Origin of the sequence: Bradyrhizobium sp. HKCCYLS3013, from assembly GCF_051167615.1 — a bacterium.
Taxonomy (GTDB): Bacteria; Pseudomonadota; Alphaproteobacteria; order Rhizobiales; family Xanthobacteraceae; genus Bradyrhizobium.
The window spans coordinates 255,476-273,286 of record NZ_JBNPTK010000005.1; the positions used below are offsets into that span (position 1 = coordinate 255,476).

The following is a 17,811-nucleotide window of genomic DNA, read 5'->3' on the forward strand; positions in this document are numbered from 1 at the left end:
CCTGCAACACTCCCCCATGTGAACGGCTAATCGACCACGACCGGCTCGACGACGCCGGCGCGCTCGGTGATGAGCCTGTACTGATCCGGCCGGCGATGGGCCGCGAAGTTGAACATCTTGTCCTTGCCCTGGCGGCACAGATCGAGGTCGATGTCGGCGACGACGACCTCGTCAGCGAGCGTCCTCGCCTGCGCCACGATGCAGCCATTGGGATCGATGATGCAGGAGCCGCCGATCAGCCCGCTGCCATCCTCGTCGCCCGCCTTTGCAACCGCGATCGCCCACGTCGCATTCATGTAGGCGTTGGCCTGCGCCACCAGCGTGGAATGGAAGGTGCGCAGCGCGGCATCCTCGGTGTTGCCGCCGTTCGGATCGTAGGCCGCGGAATTGTAACCGACGCAGACCAGCTCGACGCCCTGCAGTCCGAGCACGCGCCACGATTCCGGCCAGCGCCGGTCGTTGCAGATCATCATGCCCATGATGGCGCCGCCCCACTCGCGGCCGGCGCGCACGGCCGGAAAGCCGAGATCGCCATAGCCGAAATAGCGCTTCTCCAGCTGCTGATACTTGGCACCCGGGCGCGGCTCGACGGAGCCGGGCAGATGCACCTTGCGATATTTGCTGATGATCTCACCGTCGGGATCGACCAGGATGGAGCTGTTGAAGCGGCGTCCGTCCGGTGTCAGCTCGGCATAGCCGACATAGAAGCCGACGCGAAGCGCCCGCGCCCGGTCGAACAGCGCGGCAACGGACGGATTCGGCATCGAACGCTCGAAGTGGCCGTCGAGCGCCTCGCCTTCGAGGATCCAGCGCGGGAAGAAGGTCGTGAATGCGAGTTCGGGGAAGACCACCAGCTTCGCGCCCTCGCTGGCGGCCTGATCCAGCAGCGCGATCATGCGGGACAGCGTGTGCGTCCGGCTGTCGGCGCGCTGGGTCGGTCCCATCTGGGCCGCGGCGGCGCGGAAGATACGGCTCAATAGTGCCTCCAATCTGTGCGTCATGCCGAACGATCAGGCGGAACGCCGCCTGAATGCGCGCACTGAAAGAAGGGATCATTTGGCGAAAGCGGCGCGGGATTTGCAATCTGCCCACACGGCCGCGCGCTATGATATTTTGGCCGAGACCATAACCTGGGCTTATAGGGCGTCCACATGAACCTGCGCCAGCTGGAGATCCTGCGGGCGGTCATCCGCCACCACACCACGGTCGCCGCCGCCGAGGAGCTGGCGCTGTCGCAGCCCGCGATCAGCAATGCGCTGAAGGCGATGGAGGCGCAGGCCGGCTTCACGCTGTTCGAGCGCGTCAACAACCGGCTGTTCCCGACGCCCGAGGCGATGACGCTCTATGAGGAGAGCGAGGCGATCTTCACCTTGCATGCCCGGCTGGAAAGCCGCGTGCGTGACCTGCGCGAGCAGAAGACGGGTCATCTGTCGATCGTCGCCACGCCGCCGCTCGCCTACAGCATCATCCCGCCGACCTTGTCAGGCTTCCTGCGGCGCCGGCCGCAGACGCGGATGTTCTTCGACGTGCGCCGCTACGAGGGCATCATCGAGGGCGTGCTCGGAAACGTCGCCGAGCTCGGTTTCGCGCTCGGACTGTCTGACCATCCCGGGATCGCGCACGAGGTCGTGCACACCGGCGAGATGGTGTGCGTGATGCCGGCCCGGCATCCGCTTGCGGAACGCGACATGATTTCAGCGCGGGACCTTGCCGGGTTCCCGCTGATCGGCCTCGAACGCGGCACACGCCTCGGCGAAGCCGTGCGCGAGAGCTTCCGGCAAGCCGACGCCGACTTCCAGCCGACGGTCGAAGTGCGTTACTGCAACACGGCCTGCGTGCTGGCTTCGACCGGCGTCGGCGTCGCCGTGGTCGATCCATTCTCGCCGCGCCAGGGCGGGCATGATCTCGTGGTACGGCCGTTCACGCCGAGCACCAAAGTCTCGGCCTATGTGTTGTGGTCGGAGGCGCGGCCGCTGTCGAACCTGGCGAAGACGTTTCGCAGCGAGGTGCGAAACGCGAGCCGCAGTCTCGCGGATGGCCTCGACGCGGCGGCTCCGAGTCTCGCCGCTTCCGCGGAACGCGGCTGATTGCCGATCGGCACGACGCGTCCAATAGACCCGTGGACGTATCGTTTGCGGTCCATCATCCGAAATGCCTGCCTGCGGCGGGCTTCTCGCGATGATGCTCTGCGCCTCCGTCATCTTGCGGCTGGCGGCGGAATGGTTGCAGGAGACATTGTGGACCATGGCTCGCCCGCCCGCAATCGCGCCGCCAGCGCCGCCGCGCAGCCGACGAGCAGCTTCTCGCCCTTTGCAGCAGATGCCTTGCGCGCATCGCCTGCGACGCCGGAGGTGGTGATGTCGGCGAACGATCTGAACATTTTCAGCGACGGCACCATCGAGCCCATGATGTCGAAGCTCGGTCCGAAGGCCGCGTCGAGCCTCGCCGCATCGACGAGGCTCGGATGAGCCGCCATCATCATCGACGTCTCGGCTTCGCAGGCGTGCATCACACCGTCCTGATCCTCGAGGACCTCGGCCATCGTCTCCCGCCCTTCCATGAAATAGGTCGTGGTCGCGATCGGGGCATTGAGCTCGCGCGTCAGTTCGCCGGTGAGGGCGGCCAGCGCCTGGATGTTGCCGCCATGGCCGTTGACGATCACGATGCGGCGGAAGCCGGCATTCAGGATCGAGCGGCAAAGGTCCCTGAGCACAGCGTGGTAGGTGGAGAGACTGAGGGTAAAGGTGCCGCCGAATGGAACGTGATGGTCGGCGAGCCCGCACCAGACAGTCGGCGCGACCACGATGGGATGGTCTGGAGCCAGCTCCAGCGCGGTGCGGCGGCAGACCTCGCTGCACAGGAAGTCGTCGACTCCCGTCGGCAGATGCGGGCCGTGCTGCTCGGTCGAGGCCACCGGCAACAGCACGAGCGCGTCACGGGCCGCGAGCGCGCGAAGCGCTGCGGCGGAAAGTCTATTCCAGGCGGTTTCGGTCATGATGGCTGCTCGCGTGGTCGGAGATGAGGCAGATTGGCTCAGATCACGCAGCGACCGCAACAGCCCATCTCGGCGTCTCTTGCGCGCAGGCCGACAGTGGCCTGCGTGCAGCCAGGCCTGCACGCCACTGCGCGATACAGCGGCCTCTCCCACAAGGGTGACGGCGCGGCAACCCGGACCGCACCCTCGGCTACATCAGGAGCATGCTCTCCATACGCTCAAACATCGACAGCGATTTCGACCTCGACAAGGTGCAACGGCCCTGCGTCCTCACAACACCACGGCTCGCGCGGCGGGCCAGTCTCACGCCCGCGTCAATTCGATGTCGTGGGTCTGCTTCGTCTCCGCGTCGTACACCCTGATCTGCAACATCGGAAACCGGCGCTTGAGGTCATGCGCGCCGTTGTGTGCGCCATCCTTGGTCTTGAATTCGGTCTTGATCTGACCATCGACCACGACGGCATAGCCGGTCAGCGGAAGGTCTTTGCCGGATTTGTCTTGAGCAGGCTTGTTGTGAACAGACTTCTCTTGGGCAGACTTGAGCATTGCGAGCCGACGTCGATTCGTGAGTTGAAGGGGTGCCGAGCGCGCGATCTCTCCGCCTCGGACGACTCCGATGTAAGGTGAGTCTGTCGCGACGAGCAAGCGAAGACGTGTTCTTCACAAGCAGGACAACTACGGTTCAACCTGACGGCGCAGCGCCGGCCCGCGATGATCTCGGGATGTTCAGCGCGAACGAGTCGCGCAAGTTCCAGACTTGCGACGCGAACGTTCCGGTGGCTCGGCATCATGCTCGCCACCGCGAACGAGGAGCGCTGTGGTCGCGCGTCTCTCAGCGCCCGCAGCGCCCACCTCGCACCACCCCCAAGGCAGCAGCCCGATGCCAACTTGAGATGCGCTCTCCGACTGAGCACGGGTAGACGCAAAATCCCGCCACCATCGAACGAACGAATCAGCATGACCGCCATGCGCGAATTGCCCGTCGTGTTAGTTCGTCGCACGTTTGGCACTTGCGCCGTCGGGCAAATCACCTGCACATTTCCGCGCATCCCGCCTCATGAAGAGGGGCGTATCGCGAACGTCACGAGACGTGGAGTGCGGGATGCGATGGACGCGGCGTGTCGCAGCGGGTGTCATGCCTGCGGACGAACGGCACGGCGCGGACGGCGAAATCGCATGGTCCTGGCGCCGCGACGCTGGCGTCAAGCTCGCGACGAGGTTTCAGCCTCGCGCGGGTGACGGTGGCAAGACAGCCCGTTCACCGGGGAGAGTGCGTATAAGCCGTAACACCGTCGCGCAGGGAAGGCCGGGATGTCTCGGCCGAACCTGTGGTTCCTGCCCCGTGCATTCTTTCCGCACGGGGGCCATGGGGGCGGCGAGCTCCCGGCCTTCCCTGCGCCCTCTCCCTTGAAGAGGGTTCCGTCAAGCAACACTCGGGAGCGATCCGCGCCGCGAGATCGCGACGTGCTGATTTGTAGACGTTCTGTTTGTCGATGGCTGTTTGTCGATGGCTGTTTGTCAGAGTGAACTGCTGACCAATGTTGCGTGCCGTGCACGGGGGCACGACGATCCCCGTAAGATGACGGATGGGCTTGCCGACCCCCGGTGCTGCTCCGGCAGCCAGGGATCGTAAACGACTGGGCGGGACGTTGACCCGCCATTTACCTCACGGTCCAACCACGACATCGTGATTTGATGCAGGTCAACATGACCGGCTCGAACGCACCACCTACTGACAAGGCGTTCAAGCGAATCAGGCCTTGCCGTTACCTCGTTCGGCGTCCCTCGAACGGTCCTGTGCACTTGTCATCATGGAGAACCACATGAGCGAGACCGGCGTGACCGCCCTGGATCACACCGTCCAGGAAACCAACATCTGGCTGAAGGCCATCGAGCAGCGCCTCGCGCTGGCGAGCCGGCAGCAGGCCTACAATGCACTGCGTGCCGTGCTGCATGTGCTGCGCGACCGCATGCCCCTGGCCGTCGCCGTGAATTTCGGCGTCCAGTTGCCGATGCTCATTCGCGGGATCTACTACGAGGGCTGGCACCACGCGGCAACCCCGACCAAGGACCGCCATCTCGAATATTTCGTCGATGACATCTTCCGCCAACTGCCGCCGCAATTCCCGGTCGATCCGCTCACGGCGGCGCGCGGCATCTTCGAGATTCTCTGGGAGAAGCTCGATCCCGGCGAGTTCGACAAGCTCATGGCCCACCTGCCCGTGTCGCTGCGCAATCTGCGCGAGCCGGCGACGTAAGCGTCAGTGCGCCAACTGCCGGTACAGCGCCGGCAGTGCGGCCGGTAGTCGCCGGATGTTGCCGACGATGGCGTAGCCGCCGCGACCGAACAGGGTTGGAAAATACGACTGCGCCGACGCATCGATGGTCACGCCGAACACCGCGACGCCGCCGCGTCGCGCTTCCTGCACCGCCTTGCGCGTGTCCTCGATTGCGAACCGTCCCTCATAGTGATCGACGTCGTTCGGCTTGCCGTCGGTCAGCACCAGCAGCAGGCGCTTGCGCTCGGATCGCTCGGTGAGTTCGCCGGCGGCGTGACGCACCGCCGTGCCGATACGCGTGTAGTAGCCGGGCCTGAGCGCGCCGATGCGGCGCTCGACCCGCCCGCTCATCGGCTCGCCGAATGCCTTCACGGTCTCCAGGCGGACCCACGAGTTGCGCCGCGAGGTGAAGGTGAGAATGCTGTGGCTGTCGCCGCAGGCCGACAGCCCATGCGCCAGCACCAGCAGCGCCTCCTTCTCGACGTCGAGGACACGCACGCCATCGATCCATGCATCGGTCGACAGGGACACGTCGACCAGGAGAGTCACCGCGAGATCATGCGCCAGCGGGCGCATCGCGAGGTGCACGCGGTCGATGCCGCCATGGCCGGCATTGAGATCGCTGCGCGCGCGCACCAGCGCGTCGATGTCGAGGTCGTGGCCGTCGGCCTGCGCGCGCATGATCTCGTGGCGCGGCCGCAAGGTCTCGAACCTGCGCCGGACGCTGCGGATCCGCCGGCGCATCGCATCGTCCGGAGCCCACGCCTCGCCCGCTTCGGCGGCGTCGCCGGTCACGACGCGGCAATGATCCGGCAGATAGGCGCCGCTGCGATAATTCCATTCGGGATACAGCCGGCCGCTGTCGAGCCTCGCGGTGTCGACCGCCTCGGGCGGCAGATCGAGGTCGAACTTCAGCTTGCTCGCCGGCCGCCCCTTGCGCCTGGCGATCGCAAGCTCGTCGAGATCGTCGGCGGCCTTGCGGGCGTCGTCATCGTCGGTATCGTCGGACGGACGATCGACATTGACCATCTCCGCCATCGCGAGGATCTTCTCGAAGCGGTTGAGAATGAATGGATCGCGCTTGGCCGTGTCGTCGCGCTCGCGCCGCGCGAATCGCTTGCGGGTGTCGGGTGCCCCCTCCTGCTCTGCGGGCGTCTGCGTCTCGTCGTCGTCGCGCGCCGCGGCAACGGCATCGCGACCCCAGCAATCGCCCCACAGCGGACACGGCAGCATCGGCCGATAGCCGGGCGGGGCGGCCTGCGGCAACGGGCCGCCGGCGATGACCGCATTCCACAGCGCGCCTTTGGGCGGCGCGCCCGCGCCGAGCAGCGCCATGACGATGTGCTCGACCTGCTGCTCGAGCCGAGGCAGCGGCCGCCGCGGCCGCGCCGCAGCCAGCGCTTCAGCGAGTTGCGCATGCGGACGCGCCAGCCCCGGGAAGCGCGCCAGCACCAGCGAGGTCGTCTCACAGGCCCGGCGCAGCGCCAGCAGATCACGCCGCAGCGGATCGCGCTCCGCGATCGGCTCGACTGCCATGGTCGCGAACCACGCCGCGAGCCAGTGATAGAGCTGCGCATTGAGCGCGCGATCCGGCAGCAGCGCGATGGTCTCCGGCAGGAACACGGTGGCGCCGTCGCGCCCGGCCTGGTCGAGGCATTCGTCGCCGAGGCCAATGCGCTGGCGCCAGCCGAGCCGATGGCCCGATTTGCGCGCCTTGGCTCCGGCGATCTGCACGCCGCTCTCGCCGCCCAGCGCGCGGAACATGACGGCGATGCGGCCGCTGATCTCGTTCAGGGCGACGGCCTGGTCCGGATGGACCGGATAGCTCGAGGTCGTGCCGACCATGCGATGCCAGGCACGGCCGACGGTCTCCTCCAGTTCGAGGAAGTCGAGCATGGCTCACCCGATCACGGCATGCGCGACCTCGCGCAGCGCGGCCTTGACGTCGGCGTCGTCGGTGAGCGGCTCGATCATCGCAGCGAGCACGGCGTCCGCGATGGATGCTCCGGCGGCGACGAGCGTCGCACAATAGACCAGCAAGCGCGTCGAGACGCCCTCCTCCAGGTCATGGCCCTGCAGCGCGCGCAGCCGATGCGCGAGCGCCACCAGCGGCCGAACGCGCTCCGGCGCCAGCCCGCTCTCGGCGGCAACCACCACGATCTCCTGCTCGGCCGGCAGGAAGCCGAATTCGATGGCGATGAAGCGCTGCCGTGTCGACGGCTTGAGCGCCTTGTGCAGCGACTGGTAGCCGGGATTGTAGGAGACCACGAGCATGAAGCCGTCGGGCGCGATCAGCTCCTCGCCGGTGCGCTCCAAGGGCAGGATCCGGCGGTCGTCGGTGAGGGGATGCAGCACGACGGTGACGTCCTTGCGGGCCTCGACGACCTCGTCCAGATAGCAGATTCCGCCCTCGCGCACCGCGCGGGTCAGCGGGCCGTCGGTCCACACGGTGTCGCCGCCCTTGAGCAGATAGCGCCCGGTGAGGTCGGCGGCGGTGAGGTCGTCGTGACAGGCGACCGTGTGCAGCGGCAGGCCCAGTCGCGCCGCCATGTGCGCGACGAAGCGGGTCTTGCCGCAGCCGGTCGGCCCCTTCAGCAGCACCGGCAGGCGATGTCGGAACGCATGCTCGAACAGCGCGCATTCATGGCCGGTCGGCGTGTACGAGGGGAACGACGGGGCGGTATGGATCGCGTGCAGCGCGGGCTTCATGACAACTCTCCGTATCAGGGGGATGCAGGCGGCGGCATCGAGGCCGCCGCCTGCGGGATTTCACTCCGCCGGCTGCAGCGCGCCGGGCAGCGCAGCCTCCTTGGTGCGGCCGGGCACCAGCACGGCCCAGACGAACATCAGCGCCGCGATCGCCACGAACACGCCGGAGCCGAGCCGCACCCAGTAGAACATCGCGAGCTGGTCCTGCACGTCCATGTAGCTCTGGCCGAGCACGCGCTGCAGATGCACCTGGATGATACCGGCGAAGGTCAGTGCAAAGGTCATCGTCATCATCGCCGTGCACATGATCCAGAAGCTCGCCATCGAGAGCCACTGGTTATACGGCGCACGCTGGCGCAGCTGCGGCACCGCATAGGCCATGACGGCGAGGTTGAGCATCACATAGGCGCCGAAGAAGGCGAGATGGCCGTGTGCCGCCGTGACCTGGGTGCCGTGGGTGTAGTAGTTCACGCTGGACAGCGTGTGCAGGAAGCCCCACACGCCGGCGCCGAGGAACGCCATCACGGAGCAGCCGACCGACCACAGCAGCGCGGCGCGGTTCGGATGCTTGCGGCCGGCCTTGAGCGTCATCTGCACCGTGAAGATCACCATGGTGAAGAACGGCGCGACCTCGAGGGTCGAGAACAGCGAGCCGATCCACTGCCAGTAGCCGGGGGCGCCGATCCAGTAGAAATGATGGCCGGTGCCGAGGATGCCGGAGAACAGCGCAAGGCCAATGATGACGTAGAGCCACTTCTCGACCACCTCGCGATCGATGCCGTTGAGCTTGATCATCAGGAAGGCCAGGATCGAGGCCATGATCAGCTCCCAGACGCCTTCGACCCAGAGATGGACGATGTACCACCAGTACATCTTGTCGACGGCGAGATTGGCCGGATTGTAGAAGGCGAACAGGAAGAAGATCGCCACGCCCCACAGCCCGAACAGCAGGATGTTGGTCACCGTGGTCTTGCGACCCTTGAGCGCCGTCATCGTGACGTTGAACAGGAACATCAGGCAGACGACGACGATGCCGACCTTGATGATGAAGGGCTGCTCGAGAAACTCTCGGCCCTCATGGTAGTGGAAGAGATAACCGACGACGGCAGCCCCCGCGGCGCCGAAGAACATCCAGAACTGGATCTTGGCGAGCAGCGGGCTGTAGAGCTCGGTCTCGGTCTCCTCGGGCAGCAGGAAGTAGGTGGCGCCCATGAAGCCGATCAGCGACCACACGATCAGCGCGTTGGTGTGGATCATGCGGACGATGTTGAAGGGCAGCAGGACCGACAGCGTGTTCGGCAGCACGTAGATCGTGCCGGCGAGCAGGCCGAAGATGACCTGAGCGAGGAAGAGCGTCAGCGCGCCGTAGAAATACAGCATCGCGACCTTCTGGGTCTCATATCTCATCGCGGATCTCTCTCATGACGGGGGGGCGGGATGCCGGCTCAGCCGGCCTTGTTCGGCGGCCAGTCCTGGCGCTTGATCGTGTCGGTCCATTGCAGGAAGTCCGCGAGATCGTTGAGCTCCTGGTCGGACAGGTTGAACTGCGGCATCTGCCGGCGGCCGGGCGCGCCGGAGGGTTGCGACTGCATCCAGGACTTCAGCATCTCGCGCGCGGCGGCCGGGTCCTGCCTGCCGCCCCAGCGGTCCCAGACATTGCCGACCTCTGGCGCGAAATAGGCGCCCTCGCCGAGCAGCGTGTGGCAGTTGATGCAGGAGTTTTTCTCCCAGACGTGCTTGCCGCGAGCGACGCCGTCGGACAGCGTCGACGCACTGGTCGAGGTCGTGACCATGTAGTAGTGGCTGTGCGCTGTGAGCCCGAGGAAGATCGCAAAGAAGAAGGCCGAACCGCCGTAGAAGACGTTCCGTGCGGCAGACTTGGTCAGGCGTTCCGCCATGACACGTCCTTTCCGTTTGGTGAAGGTCGATGGTGAAGGCAATCTACCGGCACTGCCGGGAGTCTCTTTGTCGCCGCGCAAGCAGCATGGCGATGGCGCGTCAGACCAGTGCGCGGATCGCGACCGCGAGCCCGGCGAGCGCGACCAGGCCTAGGAGCCACGATGTGAGCAGGCCGCGCCACAGCGCGGGCGCATGGCGCAGGCCGAGAAAATCCAGCACGATCACCCTGCCCTTGGCCAATGCGAGCACGAGCACGAGAGCATCGGCGAGCCAGCGATTCGGCAGCAGCAGCGAGGCCGCGAGCGTGGCGGTGGCGAGGCTCAGCAATTGAAGCCAGGCGAGCGTGAGGCGATCGCGGACCATGACTCATCCCACCAGATAGAGGATCGGGAACATCACGATCCAGACCAGGTCGACCATGTGCCAGAACGCCGTCCCGGTCTCGACGCTGTCGGGCGCGGCATGACGACCGACGCCTCCCAGGATGACCATCCCGAGCACGACGTGGAGCAGATGGAAGCCCGTGAGCAGAAAATAGAGCGTGAAAAACGGCGACGTCTCCAGGCCTGCGCCGGCGGCAATCTCCCTGCCATACTCGGTCAGCTTGACGGCAATGAAGGCCGCGCCGAGCAGGATCGCCAGCATGATCCAACGCCGTGCGGTGGGCGGCGATGCGCCTCTCGCCGCGGCCGCCGCGCGCGCCGCAGCCCACCCGCTCGTCACAAGCACGATTGTGTTCAATGCGGCGAGAGGTCCGTCCAGCATGGCCTGCCCGGCCGCGAACACGACTGGATTGACTGCGCGCGCCACGACGAAAGCGCCGAGCAGCAGGCCGAAAGCGACGAGCTCGCTGAGGATCAGGACCCACATCATGGGGTCGCCCGGCAACCCGTCGAGCACGCCCCAGCGCTCCGTTGGTTCCGGTTCGTATGTGAGTGCCGACACCGCCACCTCCGATCAGATGTCGGCAAAGCTAGTCGGGGCGGCAGACATGCTCTTTGTCGGCGCACAAACAGCACGGCGCCTGGATGCGCTACGGGATCGGCATCAGGAGCATGTCCATGACCGAAGCGCAGCTCGGCCTCGTCACCGCCACCCCGATCATCATCGTGTTTGCAGCGGCGCTGCGGCGCATGGGCGTGCTGTCGACCGCGGGGACGGTGTCCGCGATCGCGCTCTCCGTTGCGATTGCGGTTGTCCTGTTCACCACGCAGTAACCGGGCCTGGAACCTTTGCCGCTCTCGGGCGTCAGATCGTCCGGAGGTGCCGCATGGACGACAACCGGTTCGCAGAGCTGCTCGGAAGCGCCGCCATCGGCGTCTGGGGCGACATGCCGCGCGACATCCAGGAGGCGCTGTTCGAGACGGCGATGCGCGGTCACGACGATCTGAGGCACGAACTCGCCAAGCTGCTTCACGACCGGCATCCGCGGACACAGCATCCGCCGCGCCCGGCGTGAGCGGCCTCAGTCGCGATGATCATCAGCCCCGAACTGTGATGGTTCGCCGTAGCCCTTGCGGCTGCTGTAGAACAACAGCACCATCAGCCCGATCCCGACGATGAGCGAAAACGCCACGCCGAGCGTGAGCGCGATCCAGCCCCCGGCCGGCATCGGATCGCCAGGCAGGGTCATGCCCTGATAGGCGAAGATGACGGCGGCTGCGAGAATCAGCAGCAATGCAACGATGATGGTGATCGGTCCTGCCCGCATGGCGGTCGCACTCCTGACACGAGAACAGGACGCGACCACGATCGTTCCTGGACGGGTGCGGTAACAGCGCACGGCGGCAGTTCCGAAATTTGAGGACGGCGTCCCGACCCTTCTCGCTGCGCCGCCGAAAGCATCGCGCTGCATCCCATCGCAGCATCATCTGCTCAAAGGATGACGCGCGCTCCTCCGCGCCTTGCCGCAGGCCGCATGGCTGCTCTCGCGGCGGATCGCTAGGCGTCGGGGAACTTAGCTGATAACCATACCGGCTTCCTATCGGCTAAAGAGGACAAGACCGGAGATGGACAACCGCAGCGAGATCTGGCGCGGCGTCGACGCGATCAAGACCCGTTTCATCGAGCTCAGCGACCGGGTGTGGAGCATGCCCGAGGTCTGCTACACCGAGGCCCGCTCATCTGCCGAACACCTCGCCGAGCTCAAGCACCAGGGTTTTCGCATCACTGAAAAGGTCGCGGGCATTCCGACGGCGCTGATGGGCGAATGGGGAGAAGGCGGTCCGGTCATCGCCTTCATGGGCGAATACGACGCCCTGCCCGGCCTCAGCCAGGAAGCGGGAGTTGCCGAGCATCGTCCGATCGAGACCGGCGGCCACGGCCATGGCTGCGGCCACAATCTCCTGGGCTCGGCGGCGCTGCTCGCGGCCACCGCCGTGAAGGACTGGCTCGCCGCCAACAAGGTCCCGGGACGCGTGCGCTACTACGGCTGCCCTGCCGAGGAAGGCGGCGCCGCAAAGGCCTTCATGGTGCGCTCAGGCGCGTTCGAGGATGCCGACATCGCGATCACCTGGCATCCGTCGAGCTTCTGGGAAGTGGTGATGACGCCCTCGCTCGCCAACACGCGCGCGGACTTCATCTTCACCGGACGCACCTCGCATGCGGCCGCCTCGCCGCATCTCGGCCGCAGCGCGCTCGACGCGGTGGAATTGATGAATGTCGGCGTCAACTACATGCGCGAGCACATGCCGAGCGACGCCCGCGTGCATTACGCGCTGCTCGACACCGGCGGCATCGCACCCAACGTCGTGCAGGCGCATGCGCGCGTGCGCTACTCCATCCGCGCGCGCGACCTGCCCGGCATGAACGAGCTGGTCGGGCGCGTGCACAAGATCGCGCTAGGTGCCGCGATGATGACCGAGACCAAGGTCGAGATGAAGATCATCTCGGCGGTCTCCAACATCCTGCCCAACACGCCGCTCGAAGAGGCGCTGCACGGGATCATGGAAGAGCTCGGGCCGCCGCATTTCGACACGACCGACAAGGATTTCGCCGGGCAGATCCAGGCGACCCTGACCGACAAGGACATCGAATCCGTCTACTACAGCATCGGCATGGACCCGACCGACAAGCCGCTGGCCGACTTCCTGGTGCCGCTGAACGCCAAGCGCAATCCGCAGATCGGCTCGACCGATGTCGGCGACGTCAGCTGGGTGGTGCCAACGGTGCAGGTGCACGCGCCGACGGTGGCGATCGGCACGCCGTTCCATACCTGGCAGGTCGTCGCGCAAGGCAAGACGCCGGCCGCGCACAAGGCGATGGTGCAGGCCGCGAAGGCCATGGCCGGTCTCGGCATCAAGGCGTTCAATGAGCCGGCGCTGATCGCAGCCGCCAAGGCCGACCTGAAGAAGCGGACACAGCGCACGCCCTATGTCAGCCCGCTGCCCGCCGAGGTCGAGCCGCCGCTGACCATGTCGGTCGTTTGAGAGAGAAACTGGGGGGAACACGATGGCAAAGACAGCGACAAAGAAGAAGCCGGCGGCGAAGACCGCCAAGCCGGCTCCGAAGCGCGCGGCCGCGCGCGCCACGGCCAACAGGAAGCCCGCAAAGGCGAAGCCGCAGGCCAGACCACAGGCGAAGGCAGCCGAGCCAAAGCCGCGGCTGCCGAAAGGACCAGTCTGGCAGTGGTCGGCGCTCGACACCGCCGCTGCGATCCGCTCCGGCGCGATCTCCTCGGTCGAGGTGACCGAGGCTCATCTCGCGCGCATGCATGAGGTCAATCCGAAGCTGAATGCGGTCGTCGTCGATCTGTCCGAAGAAGCCTTGAAAGCTGCGCGCGCCGCGGACAAGGCGCGCAACAAGGACGGCCTGCTGCATGGCGTGCCCGTCACGATCAAGGAGAACGTCGACTACGAGGGACGGCCAAACCCCAACGGCGTTCCGGCGCAGACCGGGATCATCGCGCCGTCGGACGCGCCCGTCGTGCGCAACCTCAAGAAGGCGGGCGCGATCGTGCTCGGCCTCACCAACACGCCGGAATTCTCATTCCGCGGCTTCACGGACAACCCGCTGCACGGGCTGACCTTGAACCCGTGGGATCCCGAGATCACCTGTGGCGGCTCGTCGGGCGGCGCCGGAGCCGCGGTCGCCGCCGGCATCGGCACCATCGCGCATGGCAACGACATCGGCGGCTCGCTGCGCTGGCCGGCGCATTGCAACGGCGTGGTCACGATCAAGCCGACACAGGGGCGCATCCCGGCCTACAATGAAAGCGCCGCGGCCGAGCGGCCGATGCTGGCGCATCTGATGTCGTCGCAGGGGCCGCTGGCGCGCAGCGTCGCCGACGTCAGGCTGGCGCTGGAGGTGATGAGCCGGCGCGATCCGCGCGATCCCTGGTGGGTGCCCGCCCCGCTCGAGGGCGAGACGCCCAAGCGGCCGATCAAGGTCGCGCTCGCCAAGATTCCTGATGACATGGACGTCGATCCCTCGGTGCAGGCCGCGCTCCGGCAGGCCGCGGATCATCTGGAGCGCTCCGGCTACCGGGTCAGCGAGGTCGAGGTCCCCGACATCTCCGGCGTCTGGCAGACCTGGTGCGACGTCATCACCACCGAGGTGGTCGTGATGCAGGAAGCCAAGATGCTCGCCGTCACCTCCGAAGACTTCCACAAGGCGTGGGGCGGGATGCGGGCCAAGGCCGAGATCCTCGACCTCGCAGGCTGGATGAACGCGACGGCGCAGCGCTCCACCCATATCCGCGCCTGGCAGATGTTCTTCGAGGAGTATCCGGTGGTGCTGGCGCCAACGACGGTCAAGCCGACGCCGGGCCCGCGCGAGGACACGGTAAGCCCGGAGCGCGTGCGTGATATCTTCTTCAACGAGATCCGCTTCATCTCGGCCATCAACGTGCTCGGGCTGCCCGGCGCGGTGGTGCCGGTGGCGGTTCACAATGGCCAGCCGATCGGCGTGCAGCTGATCGCCGGCCGCTATCGCGAGGACCTCGCGCTCGATGCCGCCGCGGCGATCGAGAAGCGCGCGGGCATGCTGGTGCGGCAGCTCTGGGAGCGGATGGCTTAGTCTCGCGCCGGCCCGAAGACCCCTGGTTCTCGGGCCGTCACGTTTCCGACATCGCTTCAGCCTCGATTGTCGAAAGTCGAACACTGACGCCCATCGCGTTTGCCCGAGGGAGCCCCTCGGGTTGACGGGACGTCGCCGACCTGTCTATTTTGATGTATACGAATGAATATAGCACGGATCGGTACGGGCCGCTGCGCCGGAACGGGACTTGCAATTCACCGAAGCGAACCCGTCTCTGTCGATATGAACGAGGACAATTGTGATGAGATCGATGCGCTTCGTCGCCGCTGCTCTGTGCGCGGCTGCCGCTCTCCTGACTGGGGCAAACGCGTTTGCCGGCAGCGCCAACATCGCCGTGGCCGCCAACTTCACCGAGCCGGCGAAGGAGATCGCCGGCCTGTTCAAGGCCAAGACGGGGCACGAATTGGTGCTGAGCTTCGGCGCGTCCGGACAGTTCTACACCCAGATCAAGGAGAACGCGCCGTTCGCGATCCTGCTCTCCGCCGACGACGAACGGCCTAAGAAGCTGGTCGACGAGGGCCTCGGCGTCGCCGAGAGCCGCTTCACCTACGCCATCGGCAAGCTCGTGCTGTGGAGCAAGGATCCGAAGGCGGTGAAGGGCGAGGAAACGCTGAAGGCGAACGCGTTCAACAAGCTGTCGATCGCCAATCCCACCGCCGCGCCCTATGGCGCGGCCGCAGTGGAGACGCTGAAGGCGCTCAAGCTCTATGAAGCGATCCAGCCCAAGATCGTGCAGGGCAACACGATCTCGCAGGCGTTCCAGTTCGTCGATACCGGCAATGCCGAGGTCGGCTTCGTCGCGCTGTCGCAGCTGATGCCGAATGCGGGCGGCTCGCGCTGGCTGGTGCCGCAGAACCTCTACAGCGAGATCCGCCAGGATGCCGTGCTGCTGAAGGCATCCGCCGGCAACGAGGCGGCGACTGCGTTCCTGGCCTTCCTCAAGACTCCGGAAGCCCGTGCGGTCATCGAGAAGTTCGGCTATGCTCTGGATCCGAAGTCCGGCAGCTGAGCGCTCACGTCGATGAACTTCCAAGGATGAACTTGCACGTCTCGGCCGATATCTGGCAACCGGTCAGTCTGACCCTCGAATTGGCAGCGATCACGACCGTCATTCTGATGATCGTGGGAACACCGATCGCATGGTGGCTGGCGCGGTCGCAGGCGTGGTGGAAAGAGGCGGTCGCAGCCCTGGTGGCGATTCCACTGGTGCTGCCGCCGACCGTGCTCGGCTTCTATCTACTGGTCGCGCTCGGCCCGAGCGGTCCCGGCGGGGCGCTCGCTTCCTTGTGGGGCGCACGCACCCTCGCCTTCACTTTCCCGGGCCTCGTGATCGGCTCGGTGCTGTTCTCGATGCCGTTCGTGGTGCAGCCGATCCGCAACGCCTTCGAGGCCATGGGCGAGAAGCCCCTGGAAGCAGCCGCCACGCTGCGGGCCACGCCCTGGCGCGCGTTCTGGACGATCGCCGTGCCGCTCGCGAGCCCCGGCTTCCTCACCGGCGCGATCCTCGGCTTTGCCCACACTGTCGGCGAGTTCGGCGTCGTGCTGATGATCGGCGGCAACATTCCCGGCAGGACGAAGGTGCTGTCGGTCGCGATCTACGACTACGTCGAGACCTCGCAATGGACCGAAGCCTCCGTGCTGGCGCTCGGGATGGTCGTGTTCTCGTTCGGCGTCATTCTGACGATGATGCTGATCGAGAAGAAGATGACGCGACGCGCGTCATGAGCACCGTCAAGGTCGATTTCCGCGGTACGCTCGGGCGCTTTGAGCTGAACGCGCGGTTCGAGGTTCCGGCGCGCGGCGTCACCGCGATCTTCGGCCCGTCCGGCTGTGGCAAGACCGCCGTCATGCGCAGCATCGCCGGCCTCAACCGCCTGGACGGACGATGCTCCGTCGCCGGCGACGTCTGGCAGGACGAGAAGACCTTCCGCCCGGTGCACCGGCGCCCGATCGGCTACGTGTTCCAGGAAGCCAATCTGTTTCCGCATCTCTCCGTCCGCCGCAACCTCATGTACGGCCATCCCGGCCCGTCCGGCCCCACCGCCATCGGCTTCGATGAGGTCGTGTCGCTGCTCGGCATCGCCAAGCTGCTGGAGCGCTCGCCGCGCCATCTGTCCGGCGGCGAGCGGCAGCGCGTGGCGATCGGCCGCGCTCTGCTCAGCCAGCCGAAGCTGCTGCTGATGGACGAGCCGCTGTCGGCGCTCGACCAGATGACCAAGGACGAGATCCTGCCCTATCTGGAGCGCCTGCATGCCGCGCTCGACCTGCCGATCCTCTACATCAGCCACGATATCGCGGAGGTCGAGCGGCTCGCCGATCAGCTGGTGCTGATGCGCAATGGCAGCGTCCTGGCTTCAGGCCCGCTGTCCGTGCTCCAAGCCGACCTGACACTGCCGCTCGCGCTCTCCCGCGATGCTGCGGTGAGTCTCGACGCCACCGTTCTGAAGCACGACGCCATCGACGGCATGGTGACGCTTGCGGTGCCCGGCGGGCATTTCGTGCTGCCGGCCGAGCCGCTTGCGTCCGGAACACGCCGCCGCCTGCGCGTGCTGGCCGATGACGTCAGCCTCGCCGTGGAAACGCCGAGCCGCAGCACCATCGTCAACGTGCTGCGCGCGAAGATCCTGGAAATCCGCGGCCAATCGGACCACCGCGTCACTGCCCTGCTCGGCCTCGGCGAGGACGGTGAGGGCGCGCGATTGCTGTCGCGGGTCACCCAACGCTCGTGGAACGAGCTCGGCCTGCAGGCGGGGCTTGCCGTCTACGCCCAGGTCAAGGGCGTCGCGCTGGTTCGGCGCGAAGAGCCCATCGTCTGATCGGCACGCGCCGACCCTCCCCCCACCATCGCAACACATGTTGTATAAGCGACAATATAGCGTCCGATGTTATATC

General features: G+C 66.3%; 19 protein-coding genes. 9 read left to right on the forward strand and 10 right to left on the reverse strand.

The annotated features are described in order from the left end of the window. Nucleotides 1–26 precede the first annotated feature (26 nt). Nucleotides 27–1,001, reverse strand: coding sequence for an N-carbamoyl-D-amino-acid hydrolase (locus ACQR1F_RS12100; RefSeq protein WP_316217563.1), 975 nt, complete (start codon nucleotides 999–1,001; stop codon nucleotides 27–29). A 150-nt stretch (nucleotides 1,002–1,151) separates the two neighbouring features. Here ACQR1F_RS12100 and ACQR1F_RS12105 point away from each other — a divergent pair, with 150 nt between their 5' ends. Continuing rightward, a complete protein-coding gene (locus tag ACQR1F_RS12105) occupies nucleotides 1,152–2,087 on the forward strand; it encodes a LysR family transcriptional regulator (RefSeq protein WP_316177923.1) in 936 nt (311 codons plus the stop codon). 110 nt (nucleotides 2,088–2,197) lie between these two features. On the opposite strand, the gene ACQR1F_RS12110 is transcribed toward ACQR1F_RS12105, so the two are convergent. Further along, on the reverse strand, nucleotides 2,198–2,995 hold the full coding sequence (locus ACQR1F_RS12110; protein ID WP_316238408.1) for a creatininase family protein: 798 nt from the start codon (nucleotides 2,993–2,995) through the stop codon (nucleotides 2,198–2,200). Nucleotides 2,996–3,298: 303 nt separating this feature from the next. Continuing rightward, the gene (locus tag ACQR1F_RS12115; RefSeq protein WP_315804433.1) at nucleotides 3,299–3,541 is read right to left on the reverse strand and encodes a hypothetical protein; all 243 of its coding nucleotides are present in this window, start codon (nucleotides 3,539–3,541) and stop codon (nucleotides 3,299–3,301) included. 1,277 nt (nucleotides 3,542–4,818) lie between these two features. On the opposite strand from ACQR1F_RS12115, the gene ACQR1F_RS12120 reads away from it, so the two are divergent. After that, nucleotides 4,819–5,253, forward strand: coding sequence for a DUF2267 domain-containing protein (locus ACQR1F_RS12120; RefSeq protein WP_315804432.1), 435 nt, complete (start codon nucleotides 4,819–4,821; stop codon nucleotides 5,251–5,253). Between the two features lie 3 nt (nucleotides 5,254–5,256). Here the strand turns inward: ACQR1F_RS12120 and ACQR1F_RS12125 are convergent, their stop codons facing one another. From ACQR1F_RS12125 to ACQR1F_RS12150, 6 genes are all read right to left on the reverse strand, one after another. Beyond that, nucleotides 5,257–7,170 carry a nitric oxide reductase activation protein NorD gene (locus ACQR1F_RS12125; RefSeq protein WP_434913087.1) on the reverse strand — a complete coding sequence of 638 codons (1,914 nt, stop codon included), beginning with the start codon at nucleotides 7,168–7,170 and terminating at the stop codon, nucleotides 5,257–5,259. Nucleotides 7,171–7,173: 3 nt separating this feature from the next. Beyond that, complete coding sequence (locus tag ACQR1F_RS12130) at nucleotides 7,174–7,983, reverse strand: CbbQ/NirQ/NorQ/GpvN family protein (protein ID WP_315804430.1); 810 nt, start codon at nucleotides 7,981–7,983, stop codon at nucleotides 7,174–7,176. Between the two features lie 60 nt (nucleotides 7,984–8,043). Then, entirely contained in the window at nucleotides 8,044–9,390 is a 1,347-nt protein-coding gene (locus tag ACQR1F_RS12135; protein ID WP_315804429.1) for a cbb3-type cytochrome c oxidase subunit I, read from the reverse strand. 38 nt (nucleotides 9,391–9,428) lie between these two features. After that, a complete protein-coding gene (locus tag ACQR1F_RS12140; protein ID WP_315804428.1) occupies nucleotides 9,429–9,881 on the reverse strand; it encodes a c-type cytochrome in 453 nt (150 codons plus the stop codon). A 100-nt stretch (nucleotides 9,882–9,981) separates the two neighbouring features. After that, on the reverse strand, nucleotides 9,982–10,245 hold the full coding sequence (locus ACQR1F_RS12145; protein WP_316177915.1) for a cytochrome C oxidase subunit IV family protein: 264 nt from the start codon (nucleotides 10,243–10,245) through the stop codon (nucleotides 9,982–9,984). 3 nt (nucleotides 10,246–10,248) lie between these two features. Then, nucleotides 10,249–10,827: a cytochrome c oxidase subunit 3 family protein gene (locus ACQR1F_RS12150; RefSeq protein ID WP_315804426.1), complete on the reverse strand. Its 579-nt coding sequence runs from the start codon at nucleotides 10,825–10,827 to the stop codon at nucleotides 10,249–10,251. 116 nt (nucleotides 10,828–10,943) lie between these two features. Between ACQR1F_RS12150 and ACQR1F_RS12155 the strand changes: the two genes are divergently transcribed. Together ACQR1F_RS12155 and ACQR1F_RS12160 are read left to right on the forward strand one after the other, a co-directional pair. After that, on the forward strand, nucleotides 10,944–11,099 hold the full coding sequence (locus ACQR1F_RS12155; RefSeq protein WP_434913088.1) for a hypothetical protein: 156 nt from the start codon (nucleotides 10,944–10,946) through the stop codon (nucleotides 11,097–11,099). Between the two features lie 53 nt (nucleotides 11,100–11,152). After that, nucleotides 11,153–11,341 carry a hypothetical protein gene (locus ACQR1F_RS12160; RefSeq protein WP_315804425.1) on the forward strand — a complete coding sequence of 63 codons (189 nt, stop codon included), beginning with the start codon at nucleotides 11,153–11,155 and terminating at the stop codon, nucleotides 11,339–11,341. 6 nt (nucleotides 11,342–11,347) lie between these two features. Here ACQR1F_RS12160 and ACQR1F_RS12165 read toward each other — a convergent pair whose 3' ends face one another. Then, nucleotides 11,348–11,593 (reverse strand): hypothetical protein, encoded by a 246-nt coding sequence (locus ACQR1F_RS12165; RefSeq protein ID WP_434913089.1) that lies wholly within the window; start codon nucleotides 11,591–11,593, stop codon nucleotides 11,348–11,350. A 298-nt stretch (nucleotides 11,594–11,891) separates the two neighbouring features. Between ACQR1F_RS12165 and ACQR1F_RS12170 the strand changes: the two genes are divergently transcribed. From ACQR1F_RS12170 to modC, 5 genes are all read left to right on the forward strand, one after another. Then, the gene (locus ACQR1F_RS12170; protein ID WP_315804423.1) at nucleotides 11,892–13,310 is read left to right on the forward strand and encodes a M20 family metallopeptidase; all 1,419 of its coding nucleotides are present in this window, start codon (nucleotides 11,892–11,894) and stop codon (nucleotides 13,308–13,310) included. A gap of 22 nt (nucleotides 13,311–13,332) precedes the next feature. After that, nucleotides 13,333–14,898: an amidase family protein gene (locus ACQR1F_RS12175; RefSeq protein WP_434845449.1), complete on the forward strand. Its 1,566-nt coding sequence runs from the start codon at nucleotides 13,333–13,335 to the stop codon at nucleotides 14,896–14,898. 262 nt (nucleotides 14,899–15,160) lie between these two features. Then, entirely contained in the window at nucleotides 15,161–15,928 is a 768-nt protein-coding gene (gene modA / locus ACQR1F_RS12180; RefSeq protein WP_434913090.1) for a molybdate ABC transporter substrate-binding protein, read from the forward strand. 26 nt (nucleotides 15,929–15,954) lie between these two features. After that, a complete protein-coding gene (modB, locus tag ACQR1F_RS12185; protein WP_316171718.1) occupies nucleotides 15,955–16,644 on the forward strand; it encodes a molybdate ABC transporter permease subunit in 690 nt (229 codons plus the stop codon). Next, nucleotides 16,641–17,735 (forward strand): molybdenum ABC transporter ATP-binding protein, encoded by a 1,095-nt coding sequence (gene modC, locus ACQR1F_RS12190; protein WP_434913091.1) that lies wholly within the window; start codon nucleotides 16,641–16,643, stop codon nucleotides 17,733–17,735. Before modB ends, modC begins: the two co-directional genes overlap by 4 nt. Nucleotides 17,736–17,811 lie beyond the last annotated feature (76 nt).